Source organism: Paenibacillus sp. FSL W8-0187, assembly GCF_037969755.1.
In the GTDB taxonomy this organism is placed as follows: Bacteria; Bacillota; Bacilli; order Paenibacillales; family Paenibacillaceae; genus Paenibacillus_AQ.
Genome location: NZ_CP150206.1, coordinates 310,842 through 329,331, shown reverse-complemented (window position 1 = coordinate 329,331; position 18,490 = coordinate 310,842). Strand labels below are relative to the sequence as shown.

At 52.8% G+C, this 18,490-nt stretch carries 15 protein-coding genes; 7 read left to right on the top strand and 8 right to left on the bottom strand.

The annotated features are described in order from the left end of the window. Nucleotides 1–82: 82 nt before the first annotated feature. From MKY48_RS01490 to MKY48_RS01475, 4 genes are all read right to left on the bottom strand, one after another. Nucleotides 83–1,873: an acyl-CoA dehydrogenase family protein gene (locus MKY48_RS01490; RefSeq protein WP_339292108.1), complete on the bottom strand. Its 1,791-nt coding sequence runs from the start codon at nucleotides 1,871–1,873 to the stop codon at nucleotides 83–85. Between the two features lie 617 nt (nucleotides 1,874–2,490). After that, nucleotides 2,491–3,681, bottom strand: a complete 1,191-nt coding sequence (locus tag MKY48_RS01485; RefSeq protein WP_339269488.1) for an acetyl-CoA C-acyltransferase — start codon at nucleotides 3,679–3,681, stop codon at nucleotides 2,491–2,493. 232 nt (nucleotides 3,682–3,913) lie between these two features. After that, nucleotides 3,914–6,355 carry a 3-hydroxyacyl-CoA dehydrogenase NAD-binding domain-containing protein gene (locus MKY48_RS01480; RefSeq protein ID WP_339269486.1) on the bottom strand — a complete coding sequence of 814 codons (2,442 nt, stop codon included), beginning with the start codon at nucleotides 6,353–6,355 and terminating at the stop codon, nucleotides 3,914–3,916. Beyond that, on the bottom strand, nucleotides 6,352–8,532 hold the full coding sequence (locus MKY48_RS01475; RefSeq protein ID WP_339269484.1) for a (Fe-S)-binding protein: 2,181 nt from the start codon (nucleotides 8,530–8,532) through the stop codon (nucleotides 6,352–6,354). The genes MKY48_RS01480 and MKY48_RS01475 overlap by 4 nt, the downstream gene beginning before the upstream one ends. A gap of 467 nt (nucleotides 8,533–8,999) precedes the next feature. Between MKY48_RS01475 and MKY48_RS01470 the strand changes: the two genes are divergently transcribed. The 3 genes from MKY48_RS01470 (at nucleotide 9,000) to MKY48_RS01460 (ending at nucleotide 11,641) form a co-directional block, all read left to right on the top strand. After that, the gene (locus MKY48_RS01470) at nucleotides 9,000–9,590 is read left to right on the top strand and encodes a TetR/AcrR family transcriptional regulator (RefSeq protein ID WP_076322610.1); all 591 of its coding nucleotides are present in this window, start codon (nucleotides 9,000–9,002) and stop codon (nucleotides 9,588–9,590) included. A 38-nt stretch (nucleotides 9,591–9,628) separates the two neighbouring features. Then, nucleotides 9,629–10,396 carry an electron transfer flavoprotein subunit beta/FixA family protein gene (locus MKY48_RS01465; protein WP_076322611.1) on the top strand — a complete coding sequence of 256 codons (768 nt, stop codon included), beginning with the start codon at nucleotides 9,629–9,631 and terminating at the stop codon, nucleotides 10,394–10,396. 267 nt (nucleotides 10,397–10,663) lie between these two features. Next, nucleotides 10,664–11,641 carry an electron transfer flavoprotein subunit alpha/FixB family protein gene (locus MKY48_RS01460; RefSeq protein ID WP_339269481.1) on the top strand — a complete coding sequence of 326 codons (978 nt, stop codon included), beginning with the start codon at nucleotides 10,664–10,666 and terminating at the stop codon, nucleotides 11,639–11,641. A 178-nt stretch (nucleotides 11,642–11,819) separates the two neighbouring features. Here MKY48_RS01460 and MKY48_RS01455 read toward each other — a convergent pair whose 3' ends face one another. Continuing rightward, nucleotides 11,820–12,137, bottom strand: a complete 318-nt coding sequence (locus tag MKY48_RS01455; RefSeq protein ID WP_098741415.1) for a MazG-like family protein — start codon at nucleotides 12,135–12,137, stop codon at nucleotides 11,820–11,822. 218 nt (nucleotides 12,138–12,355) lie between these two features. Here MKY48_RS01455 and MKY48_RS01450 point away from each other — a divergent pair, with 218 nt between their 5' ends. After that, on the top strand, nucleotides 12,356–12,934 hold the full coding sequence (locus tag MKY48_RS01450; RefSeq protein WP_339269479.1) for a TIGR00730 family Rossman fold protein: 579 nt from the start codon (nucleotides 12,356–12,358) through the stop codon (nucleotides 12,932–12,934). A 165-nt stretch (nucleotides 12,935–13,099) separates the two neighbouring features. Here MKY48_RS01450 and MKY48_RS01445 read toward each other — a convergent pair whose 3' ends face one another. Then, a complete protein-coding gene (locus MKY48_RS01445) occupies nucleotides 13,100–13,843 on the bottom strand; it encodes an SDR family oxidoreductase (RefSeq protein WP_339269477.1) in 744 nt (247 codons plus the stop codon). Between the two features lie 311 nt (nucleotides 13,844–14,154). Beyond that, nucleotides 14,155–14,820 carry a TetR family transcriptional regulator gene (locus tag MKY48_RS01440; RefSeq protein ID WP_339269476.1) on the bottom strand — a complete coding sequence of 222 codons (666 nt, stop codon included), beginning with the start codon at nucleotides 14,818–14,820 and terminating at the stop codon, nucleotides 14,155–14,157. A 159-nt stretch (nucleotides 14,821–14,979) separates the two neighbouring features. Between MKY48_RS01440 and MKY48_RS01435 the strand changes: the two genes are divergently transcribed. Continuing rightward, nucleotides 14,980–15,957, top strand: a complete 978-nt coding sequence (locus MKY48_RS01435; protein WP_339269474.1) for a YafY family protein — start codon at nucleotides 14,980–14,982, stop codon at nucleotides 15,955–15,957. A gap of 98 nt (nucleotides 15,958–16,055) precedes the next feature. Then, nucleotides 16,056–16,673 carry a GyrI-like domain-containing protein gene (locus tag MKY48_RS01430; protein ID WP_339269472.1) on the top strand — a complete coding sequence of 206 codons (618 nt, stop codon included), beginning with the start codon at nucleotides 16,056–16,058 and terminating at the stop codon, nucleotides 16,671–16,673. A gap of 131 nt (nucleotides 16,674–16,804) precedes the next feature. Here MKY48_RS01430 and MKY48_RS01425 read toward each other — a convergent pair whose 3' ends face one another. Beyond that, complete coding sequence (locus tag MKY48_RS01425) at nucleotides 16,805–17,518, bottom strand: SAM-dependent methyltransferase (RefSeq protein ID WP_339269470.1); 714 nt, start codon at nucleotides 17,516–17,518, stop codon at nucleotides 16,805–16,807. A 196-nt stretch (nucleotides 17,519–17,714) separates the two neighbouring features. On the opposite strand from MKY48_RS01425, the gene MKY48_RS01420 reads away from it, so the two are divergent. Then, nucleotides 17,715–18,476 (top strand): kanamycin nucleotidyltransferase C-terminal domain-containing protein, encoded by a 762-nt coding sequence (locus MKY48_RS01420; protein WP_339269468.1) that lies wholly within the window; start codon nucleotides 17,715–17,717, stop codon nucleotides 18,474–18,476. Nucleotides 18,477–18,490 lie beyond the last annotated feature (14 nt).

Sequence of the window (18,490 nt, the reverse complement as noted above, 5' to 3'; positions counted from 1 at the left end):
CTCAGGAATGCTCCTTCTTTCCTACTCCAAGAAAAATCTCTCTCTTTTCAGGCTACATTCACATCTCTTTCGGTGCCGGATGCTACACGGTGTACCGTTCGTTCTTGACGACACGGGCGGCTATGCTGCGCTTGAGGGCCACCGTATCGACCGGCGTGCAACGCGTCAGTTTCTTGAGCACCGACAGCTGCATGCGCAGCATATCACCGGTTTCCACCGAGGCCATCGTCTCTTTTGCGAGTGCTTCAATGCGCTGGAACGCCTCGTATGCAAACACCTGCGTCATCTCGATCATGCTGGCTGCCTTTTCCTCCGAGGTGCGTTCGATTTGCTTGCGGGTACGCAGCAGCGCACTCTCGAGGGCATAAATATCAATCATCATATCCGCCAGATTAGACAAGGCCTCCTGCTCTTTCTCCAGCTTCGTGCCGAACTTCTGTACCGCCAAGCCGCCTGCGAGGAGGAAAATCTTCTTGCTCATGTCCAGGAAGTGCGCTTCCTGCTCCAGTGTGCCTTCAAAGGTTTGACCAGGTACCAGCTGCAGCAGCTCACCCTGGAGACCTTGGGCTTTTTGCAGGAGTGCGATTTCACCTTTCATGGCCTTCTTCACGAGCGTGCCCGGAATCAGGAGCCGGTTGATCTCGTTTGTGCCTTCAAAGATGCGGTTGATGCGGGAGTCCCGATAGATGCGTTCCACTTTATATTCTTGGATATACCCATAGCCCCCGTGAATCTGCACCGCTTCGTCTGCTACGTTATCCAGTCCTTCCGAACAGAACACCTTGTTGATCGAGCATTCAATGGCATAGTCGGAGATAGCGGCAGCCGAGTGGATTCCGGCATCCTCGTTGTTGTAATCGATGTCCTGCATCGCTTCCTCCAGCAGACCTGCTGTACGGTACACCATACTCTCCATCACGAAGGTGGTGATGTTCATCTCGGCCAGCTTCTTGCGCATGAGCGGGAACTGCGAGATGGGCGTATCGAACTGTTTACGGGTGTTAGCATATTTCGCGCTCAGCTCGATCGATTCCTTCGCTGCACCGACGGTGCCGGCTGCCAATTTATACCTCCCGATGTTGAGGATGTTAAAGGCAATCCGGTGGCCTTTGCCGATCTCGCCGAGCAGGTTCTCCTTCGGTACCTTCACGTCTTCAAAAAAGAGCGGACGCGTCGATGAGCCCTTGATGCCCATCTTCTTCTCCTCCGGTCCGAGTGTAAAGCCTTCCATCTCCTTCTCGACAATGAACGCGGTGAAGTGCTCTCCGTCAATCTTGGCGTAGACGATAAAGATATCCGCAAATCCGGCGTTAGTTATATATAGCTTCGATCCGTTCAAAATATAATAGTCTCCGTCGTCGGACAGGCGTGCCGTCGTTTTGGCACCCAGCGCATCCGAGCCGGAGGTTGGCTCCGTCAAGCAATAAGCCGCGATTTTCGCGCCAGTCGACAGATCCGGCAGGTACTTCTGTTTCTGCTCGGTCGTGCCGAAGAACACGATCGGCAGTGTACCAATCCCGACATGAGCCCCGAAGGAAAGCGCGAAGGACGATCCCTTCGCCAAGTTTTCGTTAATAATCGTGGAGCTGACTTTATCCAGACCGATCCCGCCGAACGGCTCCGGCACATCGGCTCCGAGCAGGCCCAGCTCGCCTGCTTTGCGAAGCAGATCTACCGTCATCTCGTAATTGAGCTTCTCCAGCTCTTCATCGTGCGGCACGATTTCCCCATCGATAAAATCACGCACTGTCTCGCCGATCATGCGGTGCTCTTCCGTGAAATCCTCGGGTGTCAGGATGCGCTGCATATCGGGATTATCGATGACAAAGCTGCCGCCTTTGATTTTCGGTTCTTTGGTTTGGTTATCGCTCATAATTGGTTTCCCCTTTCGGAATGTGGAATAAGGTGGAGTGCAAGGACTGCCTTGGTATTGCTAGGTTGCGGGCTGGGCATAGAGGTATAACTCGTGGCTCATTAGTGGCGCTCCGCGTGCGGATTGTACTTCCGATCGCTGTTGAGTTTGGATTTCAAGGAATGGCTCTATAAGTAGAAGAAATCCAAACTCAAAGGCGACCACTTCGTTTCTCCAGTACAATTCCGCTCTCTCCGCTAGGCTAGAGCACTCAGGTCCTGAGCCGTACCGACGGCTATCCTTGCACTCCCCTGTGGTTGGAGTGAGTGGTGCAGTGTCCGGTCCGGGTACGGAACGGACACCGCACTAAGACTACATCTCAGTGTGAATTGGCTAGTCATGCATCATTAGAAGATCATTGAACTTAGATATCGAAAACCTAGATCTGGTTCATTGAATACATTCAGAAGCATTGTTGAACTAAAATTCCCTAGCACCTTGCTTGGGAGCTACTAGTTCCTTGAGAACTGATAGCGCGAATCGAACCACGCTGAGCAGCGGCAAGGACTAATGCGGGAATCCCTCCCCAAGCCCCTTTGGGGTATGGAAGGAAATTTCTTCTTGCCACAACCTACTCCTTACGCCCCTGCGGCGTGCACCTCGAACACCCCCGCGGCGCCCATACCGCCGCCGATACACATGCTCACGACGCCGTAGCCGCCGCCGCGGCGGGCGAGCTCGGAGACGAGGCTGACGGTCAGCTTGGCACCGGTGCAGCCGAGCGGATGGCCGAGCGCAATGGCGCCGCCATTGACGTTGACTTTGCTCTCGTCGATACCCAAAGCGCGAATGATGTGGAGGCATTGCGAAGCGAACGCTTCGTTAATCTCGAACACATCCACTTGATCCAGCTCGATCCCCGCCATGCGCAGCGCCTTCGGGATCGCTTCGACGGGGCCGACGCCCATAATTTCCGGCTCTACGCCTGCCAGGGCAAACGACTTGAAGGTAGCCAGCGGGGTAAGGCCCAGCTGCTCCGCTTTCTCGCGGCTCATAACGGCAACCGCCGCCGCGCCGTCACTCGTCTGCGACGCGTTACCCGCGGTAACTGAGCCTCCGAGGGCAAAGGCCGGCTTCAGTTTGCCCAGCACATCCGGAGTCGTGTCCGGCCGAACCCCTTCATCCGTATCAAAGGCAAAGGTTTTGCTGCGCACCTTGCCCTGCTCGTCGGCCGCAGCCAGCGTTACGTTCACCGGTACGATCTCGTCCCGGAACTTGCCTTCGGAGATAGCGGCGGCAGCTTTACGGTGACTGCTGGCCGCGAAGGCATCCTGCGCCTCGCGGGTGATGCCGAAGCGGCGAGCCACCTCTTCCGCGGTATGCCCCATGCCGATGTACACCTCTGACATCTCTTCGACAATCGTCGGATGCGGCGCCGGCTTGAAGCCGGTCATCGGCACATGGCTCATGCTCTCGACGCCGCCAGCGACGATCACCTCGGCATAACCGAGCATAATGCGCTCCGCCGCGAAAGCGATCGCCTGAAGTCCCGAGGAACAGAAACGATTGACGGTCAGCGCGGGTACCGTCACGGGATATCCCGCATACAGCGAGATAATCCGCGCGACATTCAGGCCTTGCTCGCCTTCCGGCATCGCGCAGCCGAGGATGATGTCCTCGACGTCCTCTTTTTTCAGGCCCGGCGCACGCTCAATGACGGCTTCCAGTACGGCTTTGCCGAGATCCTCCACGCGCGTCTGGGCAAAACTGCCCTTCTTCGCCTTCCCCACCGGAGTACGGGCAAGGGATACTATGACTGCTTCTCTCATGCCATTCACCTCATCAACTTGAAATGGTTGGATCCAATACCGATATGATTGCGGGCCGCTAATCGGCCGTGAAATGAATTCGTAACGGCGGAACTGATTAAAGAGTCTCCATCATTAAACTTCGCCAGCATGGATAACCTGCCACCATGTGCTGTATGCAGCGTCGATTTGGCGAATCGCACGTTGCGAAAGATGGTGTATCTCTTTTAGCTGAAGCAGCTCTCTTAAAGCCCTAATTCCGCAGCGGCTTGCCTTTCGCCAGCATATGCTGCATGCGCTGCTGGGTCTTGACCTCGCCGAGCAGGCTGAGGAAGGCTTCGCGCTCCAGGTCGAGCAGATGCTGCTCGCTCACCACGGTTCCCGCAGGAACATCGCCGCCCGTCAGGATGTGCGCCAGCTTCTTCGCGATCAACAGATCGTGATCGCTGATATAACCGCTGCGCTTCATGTCGATGGCGCCCATCTGGAGCACGGCCCGGCCATCACGGCCAACAACGCGGGCTTTGCCCGGCTGCGGCGGAACATAGCCTGCCCGGTCCATCTCTAATACCGCCTGCTTCGCTTCATAAATCCGGTAGTCCTGGTTCATGACCACCGAATCCCCGCTGCGCCCATAACCCATGCGGATCGCTTCATGTCCGCTGGTTGACGCCTTCGCCATCGCCACCATCTCGAAGATTTTGTTGATCTCCGGCTGGAGGTCGCTGTCCTTGTCGGGATGACGGTTGCTGGTCATGAGCGCCAGCTCCTTGCAGCCGCCGCCTGCCGGAATGAGGCCCACGCCCGTCTCCACCAGGCCGAAATAGGTCTCCGCCGAGAAGATGATCCGGTCGGCCGGCAGGCATGCTTCCACGCCGCCGCCAAGTGTCATCCGGTGAGGTGCAGCCACAACCGGCTTCTCCAGCGCTTTCAGCTTCATCATGCTGCCCTGGAACAGACGGATGATGTCATCCACCTCATCCCAGTCGCCGCTCTGCGCTTCCATCAGCATGAGCATCAGATTGGCGCCGACGCAGAAGTTGCGGCCTTCGTTCGCGAGCACCAGCCCGCGATAATTCGCCCGAACCTCTTCTACGCTCTGCTGGATCATGACCAGAATATCGGCACCGATTGCATTGTTCGGGGAAGTGAATTCAAGACACGCTACGCCATCCCCAATGTCGATCAGGTTCGCCCCCGTGTTCGAGCGAATGACCCGGTTTTGCGATTTGAGTGCTTGCAGCGAGATCAGCTCAGGCTGAACCTCAACGCCCTTATACTCACCTTTGAAATAATGGAACACCTCGCCGTCCTTCTGCTGATAGAAGGACTTGTTGCCGGCGGCAATCCAATCCTTCACCCAAGCCGGAACCGTCATGCCCTCTGCTTCCATACGCTGCACGGATTCAGGCAGTCCGATCAGATCCCACGTCTCGAATGGACCGAGCTCCCAGTTGAAACCCCATTTCATTGCGTTGTCAATGTCCTGAATGGAATCGGCGATTTCTCCCAACTTATCGGCCGCATAGACAAGCACTTGCTTCAATACATTCCAAGCCAGTTCCGAGTAACGGTCCTGCGTACCGAGGAATGCCTTGATCTTTCTCTTGGCTCCCTTCACCGCTTTGGCGGCTTCGATGGAAGCAGAGCTCACTTTGGCGCTCGGATTATACTCCATCGTGGATAGGTTAAGCGATAAGATTTTGCTGCCTTGTTCGCTCTTTACTTTTTTATAGAATCCCTGGCCGCCCTTCTCACCGATCCAGCCGCGGGTGACGAGTTCATTCATGACATCGGGAACCGTGAACACATCCTTCTCGTTCCCGTCCGGAACGGAGTCGTACACATTTCTGGCCACATGGACAAACGTATCGATGCCGACCAGATCCAGCGTACGGAAGGTGGCGCTCTTCGGACGCCCGAGAACAGGACCGGTGGCTGCATCGACTTCCTCCACGGTATAACTGTTCTTCACCATCTCTTGCAATGTGACCAGGAGCCCGTAGGTGCCGATCCGGTTCGAGATGAAGTTCGGCGTATCTTTCGCCAGCACAACCCCTTTACCAAGGCGCTTCGTGCAGAAATCAACCATAAACTTCGTAATGTCCGGATCGGTATCAAAGCCCGGGATAATCTCCAGCAGCTTCATATGACGCGGCGGATTAAAGAAATGGGTCCCCAGGAAGTGGCTGCGAAATTCCTCGCTGCAGTCCTCGACCATCGCATTAACGGAAATGCCGGAGGTATTCGTGCTGACGATCGATCCTTCTTTACGCACGCTCTCAATCTGTTTGAAGATGCTTTTCTTGATTTCCAGACGCTCCGTGACCACCTCAATGATCCAGTCCACGTCCTTCAGCTGGCTCAGATGATCCTCGGTATTGCCCGGGGTGATCCGGCCCACAAAATCAGCGCTGTACAGCGGAGCCGTGCTGGATTTAGGGAGAGCGGCAATCGCTTTGGAGGCCAGCCTGTTTCGTACCTTCGGATGATCCAGCGACAATCCGGCTTTTTCCTCTTCCGCGGTTAAGGAACTCGGAACGATGTCGAGCAGCAGGCAGGGAATGCCTGCGTTGGCGAGATGGGCGGCGATCCCCGACCCCATGACGCCCGAGCCGATCACGGCGGCTTTGGTTATGTTTCGACTGGCGATACCGGAACCGCTGACGGATTCCTTGGTAATGGTATTACTCATTGCACAACGACCTCCTGTTCATGGATTTCGGATAGACCGAATACGGATAACTCCAGGATTTCCGCGATATCTCGCGTTTTTACGCTTTCTTCCACTTCCTTCAGCTTCGTGCCGTCCTCCAGCATCGTCAGACAGAACGGACAGGCTGAACTGATCATCGTCGGGGATACGGCAAGCGCCTGCTCGGTGCGTGCCAGATTCACGCGCTTGCCCGCGTCTTCCTCCATCCACATCTGCCCGCCGCCGGCCCCGCAGCACATCCCGTTCTCGCGATTCCGCTCCATTTCCAGGAGCTCAACGCCAGGAATGGCGCGAAGCACGCTGCGCGGCTGATCGTACACATCGTTATACCGTCCCAGGTAGCAGGAGTCATGATAAGTAATTTTCTCCTGAACCTGATATTTAGGCTGAAGACGCCCTTCCTTCACCAGCTGGTCCAGCAGCTCCGTATGATGAATGACCTCGGCTTCAAGCCCAAACTCCGGGTACTCGTTCTTCAAAATATTGAAGGTATGCGGACAAGCTGTAACGATTCGTTTCACATCGTATTTCTGGAATGTCTCGATGTTCTCCGTGCACAGCTGCTGGAACAGAAATTCATTGCCCATGCGGCGCGGCGTATCGCCCGAATTCTTCTCCTCGTTGCCGAGAATGGCGAAGTTGACACCCGCTTCATTCATAAGCCGGACAAAAGCCTTGGTGATCTTGCGGCTGCGATTGTCGTAAGAGCCCATGGAGCCGACAAAGAACAGCACGTCGAAATCCGGGTTTTCCTTCACGGTCGGAATCTTCAGATCCAACGTCCCTTCCGGGTCGACCTCCTTCACCCACTTGCTCCGGTCCGCGCGGCTGATTCCCCAAGGGTTGCCTTGTCGCTCGATGTTTTGCATCGCGCGCTGGCCTTCCTGCGGCACGCTGCCCTCCATTAGAACGAGATGACGCCGAAGATCCACGATTTTGTCAACATGCTCATTCGCGACCGGGCACTGATCCTCGCAGTTGCGACAGGTCGTGCACGCCCAAATCTCTTCTTCCGTCATGACGCCGCCGATCAATTGAATGTCCTTCGGGTCTACGCCCTCGACCTGATGCCAAGAGCGCTTCTGCACGTCCATCGTCGGACCGATATCGGTAACGCCCTCGCCCTTCCAGCCAACAAGCGCCAGATCTGTCGCAGCCATTGTATGGACGCCGGGCGATCCAAACACCGAGGCTGGCATCCACGCTGATTTGGAGGTGAGCGCGGCACCTTTTTCCGTGAGATGATCCCTAAGCTTCACAATCATATGCATCGGCGACAGCAGCTTGCCTGTATTCGATGCCGGGCATACATTGGTGCACCTTCCACACTCGACGCAGGCATAGAAATCGAGCATCTGCTTCTGCGTGAAGTCCTCGATTTTGCCTACCCCGAATTCCTCCGCCTCTTCATCCTCCAGATCCAGCTTGCTGAGCTTGCCCGGGGGATCGGTTCGGCGGACCAGAATGTTGATCGGCGCTGTAATGAGGTGAAAATGCTTCGATTGCGGCACATAGATGAGGAAAGACAACAGAATCAACAGGTGCAGCCACCAGAACAGGTAATAACAAACCGTCACCGCCACCGGCGGCATCCAGGCAAACACGGCCGCAACGCTGGATGAGATCGGGGCCATTGCCGACCACGCCAGTCCTTCCATGAGCCGTTCAAAAGCCATCGTCAGCAGCACCGAAGCCATCAGCGTGGTGATGAAAAACACGACAATGCTTGGCTTCCAGCCCCGCTTGAGCCGTTTCAGCTTCTCGCCATAGCGGCGATAGGCCGCATAACCGATAGCGAGCAGGATCAGCGCAACCGTAATCTCCTGCATAAGGATAAAGCCGGCGTGCCCCGGGATCGGCAGGCTGTGGCCGGACAATCCCTTCCAGATGATGTCGAGCGCACCGAACTGTAAAATGATAAATCCGTAAAAAACGATAAAGTGCATGATGCCGCTCTTGCGGTCCTTAAAGAGCTTGCTCTGTCCGAATACCTGGATAGCGAATTGGCTCAGGCGTTCCTTCAGGTCCTTCTTCAGATTCGCTGGCTTGCCCAAACGGATATACAGGTACCGGCGATACACTACGGTGGCGAACATGTACACCGCCCAACCGGTGATCAAGACAAAGAGCAGTGCGTTGATTAAGGTTAGAAACATCTCTCTCAGCCCCTTGCGTTAAAAAATCCTTCTTTCTTCTGGTAGTCTGGTGCAGCGTCCCATTTTCCGAAGCTCCTGTCACTCCTTCCTAACTCTCGTCATATGTCCAGGTCGGGATAATATATGAAGCGCTTTCATTGCGAGAACAAAAATAGACCTCCACATCGTGCCGTGCCGACCACGCTAAACCGAACTTCATCTTTTCTGGCTGCATCTCTTCATCCGTACAACGCTCTCATCTGTACTTGCCTGCGGATACCCAGTGACTTGTTTCTTCCGGTTGAACTGCCGTCTATTGCTCTGATATGAACGCCTTATTCTGCTGCTCTGATCCATCTGCTTCATCCATTTCGCGCTTCTTCGTAACCCATCGTTGACAACGACATGAACGTATTTTATGATGGATACAAGAAATGAATGAGTATTCATTCATAATTTTAACTGTATTCTAACATCGGGGTGAGCATATGACAAGTAAAAAAAATGAAAAATACCACCTTATTCTCCAGGGCGCCCTGAAAGTATTCGCCGAGAACGGCTACCACCGGTCCCAGGTATCCAAGATCGCCAAGGCCGCCGGCGTGGCTGACGGCACCATCTATTTATACTTTAAGAGGAAGGAGGATATCCTGATCCGCCTGTTTCAGGAAAAGCTTGGCGAGTTGGTCGGCAAATTCCACGAAAGCGTGGAAGGAACCACGGACGCGGTGGAAGCACTGCGGACGGTTTGCAGCATCCATTTCTCAGAGCTGGAGAGCAATCCTGAGCTTGCTTATGTCACGCAGATTGAGCTGCGGCAGAGCGATTTGGAGCTGCGCAAGGAAATCGGCAGCGCATTGAAGCCATATATTGTGCTGATCGAGAATATCCTGGAACAGGGTATCAAAGAACAGAAATTCCGTTCCGATCTGAACGTCAAACTGGTGCGCAACCTGATTTTTGGCGCGATGGATGAAGCGGTAACCTCTTGGCTGATCTCCGGCCGCAAGTATTCTCTGTCCGATCAGGCGGATGAGACGCTTAGCTTTTTCCTGAACGGTGTTTCCAGCGGACAATAAGTCCCGCTGATATTCATATTGAAGGGAGCGTTTAACCGATGAAGATTGTGGTATTGCTTAAACAGACCTTTGACACGGAGGAAAAAATTACGATTGAGAACGGATCGATTGCCGAGGATGGGGTGAAATTCGTAATCAATCCGTATGACGAATATGCGGTGGAAGAAGCCGTGAAGCTTCGGGATGACCACGGCGGCAGCGTGACACTCCTGTCCGTCGGACCGGATCGTACGGCAGAGGCCTTGCGGACTGCGCTGGCCATGGGCGCTGATGATGCCGTGCTGATCTCCGACGAGCGAATTCCGGACGATGAATATGCGGTATCGAAGGTGCTGCATGCGTATTTGTCCAAGGAAAGCCCGGATCTGATCCTTGGCGGCAACTTCTCCGTAGACCGCGGTTCGGGTCAGGTGGCCATTCGCCTGGCAAGCCTTCTCGGTATTTCGCATGCCGGCTCCATTACCAAGCTTACACTGAACGGTACCACGGCTGAAGTGCATCGGGATGCCGAAGGCGATCTTGAAGTGCTGGAGGTTCAGCTCCCGGCGATCTTCACGGCACAGCAGGGATTGAACGAACCCCGCTATCCATCGCTGCCTGGCATCATGAAGGCTAAGAAAAAGCCATTTCAGACGTTGACACTAGATGATCTCGGGCTATCGGAAGCTGATATCCAGCCGGCAACAAAGCAAAGCGAGCTGTCACTGCCGCCGGAGCGAAGTGCCGGACGTATTCTGAAGGGTGAGCCCGCCGAAGTAGCACATGAGCTGGTATCCTTGCTCCGTACCCAGTCGAAAGTGATCTAATGAACGGGTGTACGGGTGTACCCTTTGACACCCGCTATTGAATGCGGTTACACGGAACCGACAGAGGGCCATGTCATCATTCCTTATGTATTCTGATTGTATGGTTTACGGGATGTCCGTCATGCACGCTTTTCGCTTGATACGTTTCGGGAATCCGGAGCAGCAGCGGTCGGAGGAAATCTCCTGAATTCGCTTAGGTTGCTCAGGCTGGTTAAATCGTCAAACTCTCTTCACTTCAATCTCAAATGGATCCTAGGAGGTTATGATATGAGCAAAACGATATTAGTGTATGCCGAGAACCGGGATGGAAAGCTGCGCCAGGTTGCCCTCGAGACGCTTGGTGCAGCTCGTTTGATTGCTGGTGACGGTGACAGCATCCGCATTCTGGTCGCAGGCTCGAATATTACCGAGGCCGTATCGGCCCTGAAAGCCTACGGTGCCGACACGATCTATACGGTTGAGCATGATGATCTGGAGAGCTATAATCCCGAAGCTTATATATCGGCCATTGAAGCGGTCATCGGTCAAGCGCAGCCTGATGCCGTCCTCTTCGGACATACGGCCATCGGCCGCGATTTAGCACCGCTTGTCGCCGCTTCCCTGAATGCCGGGCAAATTTCCGACGTAATCGCGATCGAGACTGAAGGTGGAGAAGCGGTGTTCACGCGTCCGCTATATGCGGGTAAAGCTTTTGAGAAGCGCGTCTTCCAGAACGGACCGTGGGTGGTCACGGTGCGTCCGAACAATATTCCCGCCGCGGAAGCCATCGAAGGTGCGGGCACCAGTATTGAGGACATCGCTTACCCGGCTCCTTCCCTCCGCTCTGTGGTAAAGGACGTCGTTCGCAAAACCACGGGAAAAATCGACCTCTCGGAAGCCAAAATCGTCATTTCCGGCGGTCGCGGCGTGAAGAGTGCGGAAGGCTTCCAGCCGCTGGAGGAGCTCGCGGACCTGCTCGGCGGGGCCGTCGGCGCATCGCGCGGAGCCTGTGATGCCGGCTACTGCGATTACGCGCTCCAGATCGGGCAGACCGGCAAAGTGGTCACGCCCGAGATCTATATTGCCTGCGGCATTAGCGGCGCCATCCAGCATCTGGCCGGCATGAGCCAATCGCGGGTCATTATTGCGATTAACAAAGACCCTGAGGCACCGATCTTCAAGGTAGCCGATTACGGCATCGTCGGCGATCTGTTCGATATCGTCCCGCTGCTGACGGAGGAATTCCGCAAGGTCCTGGTATCGTAAGACTTCTAATGGTTTATCCCACGATATATGTCAAAAAAGGCTGCTCCAAAAGGTCCAAGGGACCTGGGGCAGCCTTTTACTTCGTAAGTTTTGCCGTAATAATGCCCCTTCGACTATGAATCATTCCTGGGGGGCAGCCTCGTCAATGGGATGCAAAACAGGGTCTAGCGTATCACCTTTAAGAACCAAACCGCTTCAGCAGCTTCTGCTGATGGGCCGTAAATGCTTCTTCCAGCGAAATGCCATAAAGATCCGCCAACAGTGAAATGTTGCCGAGCACGTCGCCGATCTCCTCCACCAAATCCTGCTTGAGCTGTTCCTTGGATTGAACCTCCTCGTCGGGGCGGTCCCTGCCGATCTCATAAGCGCGGACGGCACGCGCCGTTTCCCCTGTCTCCTCCATCAAAAAACCAACGCGAATAAAGGGACCGTACTGGGTCCAGCCTCGCTCCCCGTAAAACTGTTTAATCCATTGCTGCGCTTCATTCATATCCATGCTTGTGCTACCTCCGCGATTCCCTGGGATCACTTAACCTTTACTTTTTACATAATTCAAGATCAAACTCATGATAATGCTAACATGTATGCCATAATATAAGTAGGTGCCATCTGATGAGCATTAACAGTATAGTCCATCGATGCCATGACATAAATCACTATATATAGTATAATTACTCAAATGAAATATCAACATCTTGTCAAGGAGTGTGCGAATTGAAATCTATATGTGTATTTGCAGGATCGAACATGGGGGAACACCCAGACTATCAAGCGAAAGCTGCCGAGCTCGGCAGACACATTGCTCACAACCAATATAAGCTTGTATACGGCGGCTCCAATATCGGATTGATGGGTGAAGTGGCTAATGCCGTTCTGCAGCATGGCGGTGAAGTTATCGGTGTGATGCCGAGCGGACTGTTTAAAGGTGAGATTGTACATACCGAGCTGACCCAGCTCATTGAAGTAGCGGATATGCATGAGCGCAAAGCGACGATGGCGAAACTGTCCGACGGGTTTATCGCCATGCCGGGCGGTTTTGGAACCTTTGAGGAATTGTTCGAAGTATTGTGCTGGTCGCAAATTGGAATTCATCAGAAGCCGATCGGACTGCTCAATGTCCGGGAGTATTATGAACCGTTCATGAAGCTGATTCAGTACAGTATCACGGAAGGTTTCTCCAATGCCTCCCACTTAAACCTGATCAACCTCTCCGATGACCCGCTCAAGCTGCTCGAGCTCATGGATAGCTACACGCCTCCGACGCTGGACTTGAAGTGGAAGGACCTAGATTAAGGGACGTTTACGGAGAATATCGATCATTCCCCCACATTCAGGGGAAGCATTCTACTCACAAGTAGGTTGATGCGTAATTATGACCTTCTCCACGGATCGACCGTATCCCGTAACGAAAGGCACCGGACCCCCGGTGCCTTTTTTGTTTTGCAATATTGACGAGTATTACACAAACCCGCCGTTCACGCGGATCGTTTGACCTGTGATCCATTTCGATTCTTCGCCGGCCAGAAAAAGGACGGCCCCTGCGACATCGTCCGGTTCCCCCAGACGTCCGAAAGCATTCGTGCTTGCGATTCCCGCGATCTGTTCCTCCGATTTGCCAACCGTGAAGAGCTCCGTATTAATCGGTCCGGGTGCCACAGCGTTAATTCTAATTCCTTTGGGTCCGAATTCTTTAGCCAACTGACGCGTAAACTGCTCTACAGCGCCCTTCGTGCCAGCATATACGCTGTACGCCGGGAACATTTGCCCAACTACAGACGTCGAGAAATTGATGATGCGCCCGCCCGAATTCATATGGTGAAAAGCCTGCTGGATCGCAAAATAAGTCCCCTTCACATTAATCGCAAACTGCTGATCGAAATCTTCCTCCGTCATGGCCGCAATCGGCTTGGTTGTCATGATGCCGGCATTGTTCACGAGAATATCGATTCCGCCATAAGCCTCGATTGTTTCACTAAACAAACGTTCAATTGCTGCTACCTGACTTATATCGGCTTGAATGGCCCGGGCTTCGCTGCCGCCTTGCTTAATGGCGCTCACCACTTCCTCAGCTTTAGCGGGGCTGCTCGCATAGTTTATAACCACCTTAGCCCCGTTTTCCGCAAGCCTCTCCGCAATTTCACGCCCGATGCCTCTTGATGCTCCCGTTACGATAGCTACCTTGCCCGATAAACTCTTTGCCATGATACAACCTCCCGCATAGGAATTAGGTGCACGAATATCTCATCAGATGGATCCTCTGATCTGTACGTCTTTTTTGTAATTTGATTATATGTCTCTATATAACAAATTACAAGTGACAATTTTATATTTTTGTCATTTGTAATTGAATGAGAACAAAAAAAGACGCTATCCCATGCGAGTATCGCCAAGAATAGCATCTTTTTAACGTAGGTGGTGATCTCACCGCGCTAGCTCCCGCGGTGCTTTTGCAGTATCGCATAACGGCGGCCGCGAGCACTGCTTAGTTCCCGCTTACTATTATTCTCGCCTGTTTACTGTTTTGTGATTCCAGATAACAATAGCGCCCACACCGAGTCAAAATCGGCTTCAATCTCCTTCGAGGTCCACTGAGAGGCATGCGCCGGATGGTGAAACAGGGACGTTGCCATGAAAAAAGCTTTTGCCACCGACTCCGACTGGCCCGGCTTAAATTCACCGGTAAACATCCCTTGATCGATGATCTGGGCAATCTGTCCAATTAACAGCCTCACATGCGTATCAATCACCTTGACGGCGTCCAGCGTCACGGTCGTATACATGGCAAACATCTCGGGATCCTCAAGGACATAAGCCCGTTTGGCCCGGATGAGGGTATCCGTCCATAATCGCAAGCGATCAGCGGCGCTGCCTTCCGTTCCGTCTGCAATCTTCTGTAACGGATCCGCAATCCGCTGCAGCCATCGTTCCGTTACGGCTTCTCTCAGAGCGGCCTTGCTGGGAAAATGCCGGTATAGAGATCCATGGCTCACTTGAAGCGCCTTGGCAACATCGACAACCGAGGTCTTGTCAGGGCCATAGCGCCGAAGCGTCTGCTCGGCAGCGTCCAATATGGCTTCTTTCGTTAATGGTTGATCATGTGACATAGGTTCAATGAGCATAGAGACCTTGGATTTTCCGCCCAACTGCCCATCTTTACGCCCCCTCTCTGTTGAACACATTATAACAAACCATCATTCAATATCAATATTGAACTTTTGTTATTTGTTATACCTGGAATCCCCTCTTCATACCCTTGATCACACCCCCTCATGGATTGTTATAATAGCTTCATTAATCCGGATTTAACCTAAATAACATGAAGAAAGCGAGTGCTGTCCATGGCTAAGCTGGACTATCTGTTATCCATCCTATGGCTGCTTCGATCCCATAAAAAAATGACAGCCGAGCAATTGGCGGAGAGACTTGAGTTAAGTGTCCGAACGGTCTACCGATATATCGACACACTGGGTATGAGCGGAGTCCCCATCATATCCGAATCGGGGCATGGCGGGGGGTTCAGGCTGCCCGACTCTTTTTTAAGCGTGCCGCTGTTCTTCGAACTTACCGAGCTTAAAGCCATGGAACATAGTGTGCTTCTTGCCCGGCAAGCGGACTATCCGTTTACGGATGCTCTTGAAAAAGCACGAACTAAAATTGAACACCGTCTTCAGGAATCCCAATTGGAAGACTTGAGGCGTCATGTCGGCAGCATCCATATCCCCTCGCCATCCCAGAGTGCCTTGCTTCACCCTATGTTGCGCGAGTTAGAGCAAGCCATTGCCAGTCGGGAAACCCTGATCCTTCAATATGCGAAGTCCTTCAGCGGCTCCGCGGAGGAGCGCCACATTGATCCCTATGGGCTGATCTACCGGCTCGGCAAATGGTATTTGATTGCCTATTGCCATCAACGGGAAGCCCTCCGTGTATTCCGGGTAGACCGGATGAACAGCCTGTCCTTAACAGGCCGCACGTTTGAAATGCCGGAGCATTTCTCGGTACATGACTACATGAGCCGTATTCATGAGTATCAGGATCAGAATACGAAGGAGAACGAAACGACGTTGGTAACCGTTCGCCTTCAAGGGCTCACCGAGGTCCTGGACGCGATATGCAACCAGTGGTTCCTGCAGCCTTATCTTGTCACAAGAAGAACTGACGACGAAGCCGAATTCCGTATGCATCCGGATTGGATGCTGCAATACATGCCTTATCTGCTGCTTTCTTATGGCAGAGGAATTAATGTACTTGAGCCTCAGCAGCTGCGAACCATTCTTTCCGAGACAGCCCGAGACCTGGCCGCATATTACGAGGACTGATCCTTCGATAACTTCAGATAACTTCACTGACTCCTATGCAGTCAGTGAAGTTGGTTTATGATAGCCGTAAATCATGACCAAAAAGGAGAGATTTACGTATGACGCTTCCTAAACTCGATTTAGCCAAAAGCGATAAAACCTATTACACAGCCGGGAACACCCCTGAGCTTGTGCAGTTCGACCCCTTGCTCTATCTGTCATTCGAAGGTCAAGGTGCGCCCGAAAGCTCTCTTTTCGAGGATGCTACCGAGGCGCTTTATACCGTTGCCTATGGCGTTAAGGGACATTGCAAGGCGGAAATTCAGGATTTTACCGTTCCTAAACTTGAAGGACAATGGTGGGTTAACTCGGATCGGTACGGTTTGGAGGTTCCGAAAGAGGAATGGCATTGGAAGCTGCTCATTCGGATGCCGGCGTTCGTCACCTCGGAGATCGTAAGTTCCGCGCGGGACAAAGCCTTCTCCAAGAAAAACCATCTGGAACCCATTCAACAAGTGGTGTTGGAAACGATCCATGAGGGACTATGCATCCAAATCATGCATATCGGCCCCTACAGCACGGAGCCTGATACGTTGGCGAAAATGTATGCCTACATGGAACAGCATCATTACGTCCAGGACGGGCTGCATCATGAGATTTATTTGTCCGATCCACGAAAAGCCGCCGCCGCCTCCATGAAAACCATTCTCCGTGCTCCTGTAAGACAGGAGAATTAGAACTAATAGAGAATTAGAGCGCACGTCCACTCTGCAAAAACCATCCCAACCAAAAGAGGGAGCCAGCTGATTGCCGGCTCCCTCCCTTATTTTACATTCATTCTATATCTTAATTTTATCCGTCTGTCTGTCTATCTCTTACGAATGCTTAGCAGCGAATTGCCGTTCTTCATAAACTCATAAGGCACAGTGACTTCCGCTACCCGAAAGCCTTCTGCCTCCAGCTCATGAATCAAGCGGTCCAAATGGCCGTAACGACTCCCCGATAAATCGGTCAACGGGAAGATGCGCACCACTTCCGAGGCCACTCGCAGCAGCTCCCGAATCGTCTGGACATGAAAGTCATAATCCAATCGGTCACTGTACATAAACAGAAAATGGGCGGACAGCACCAGGTGAAACTGTTCGTTAGCAAAAGGCAGCTCCGGCAGTACTGCAGCGACATAGCGATCCGGAAACTCCCTCATATCCTGGACGCAGTCACGGAGCGCTTGCTGGCGATGCCGACGAAGCCCCTTTACATCTCCGTAATAGTCCCAAACATAATTACTCTTCGCCTGTTCCATCGTTTCCATCGCATGCCCGATATCCTGCAGTCCCTTGGCCTCCAGGTCATCCGGCTTGTGATCATAGGCAATATCACTGGCCGTGATATCGAGACCATGCTTCGAACCGTGAGCGGTGAACGAACACGCTCCGGAGGGGCAATCCAATATGCTTTTGCCGGTAAGCTCTGACATTTCCAAATCAAACATAAACGTGTACTCTTCAAACGTGCGGCCAATAAATACAACCCGGTCCAATTCCTGTTTGGTCTTGCCTTGACTCTGCTCAGCTCTACTCATCTCTTCTCACCTCAGCTATTAATTGTGGGTGCGGGGGCGACCACTACTTCCCACATCCGTAAGCATATATTATCATATGATGGAATGCCGGATAACCCTTATATTTATTCACAGAATCCCAAACTCCACTCCGCTTTCAACCGTTCTATTTATATTATAATATTGATAACTAACTTATTTCGGAGGGGATTTCCTTATGTTACCTTATCCTGCGGCTACGACCAGAGAAGAGAAAATGAACATCATTCATCAAATCAAAGACCGGCTGCTTCAATTGCACGGCGATGACATTCTGGCCATTGGCCTGTACGGCTCGATCGCGCAAGGGATTGATGGCCCTTACTCGGACATTGAACTTCAAGTTGTTACACAGGACGGAGTCTCCCTTACCGGACACGAATTCATATACCCCCCTTTCAAAATCGAAATCGGCATGGAACAAAAACAGGACATACTGAAGGCTGCCGCGTCTGTGGACGACTCATGGGCGATTACAGCTGGCGCTTATGTCCATCTACAGGAAATCTACGATCCGGCGAACCTGCTCGCTGAGATTCGGAAGCTGCCCCTCCAGGTTTCAGAGGAAGCCATCAAAGAAACGATGCGGGTATTCATGATCTGGGAACCCTACGAAACGATGGGCAAAATACGTAACAACGTCCAATCCGGTAACTTTAGCTACCTCCCGCTCGGGGCCAAAGATCTGACCTGGCAGGCCGCCAAGCTGATTGGACTTGCCAACCGAACATTTTACAATACAAGAGCCAAGACATTGGAGGAATCACTGTCCCTGAAATCCAGGCCTTCCGGATACGATGAACTTGCGCAATTGGTCATGCGAGGTCAGCTTCTCCAGATCGATCATGTATATGAGCTTTGTGAACAGCTCTGGACCGGACTGAACGCATGGTATGAAAAAATGAATATTGAATATAAATCTAAAGAGCTTCCATTCTGATGGAGGCTCTTGCT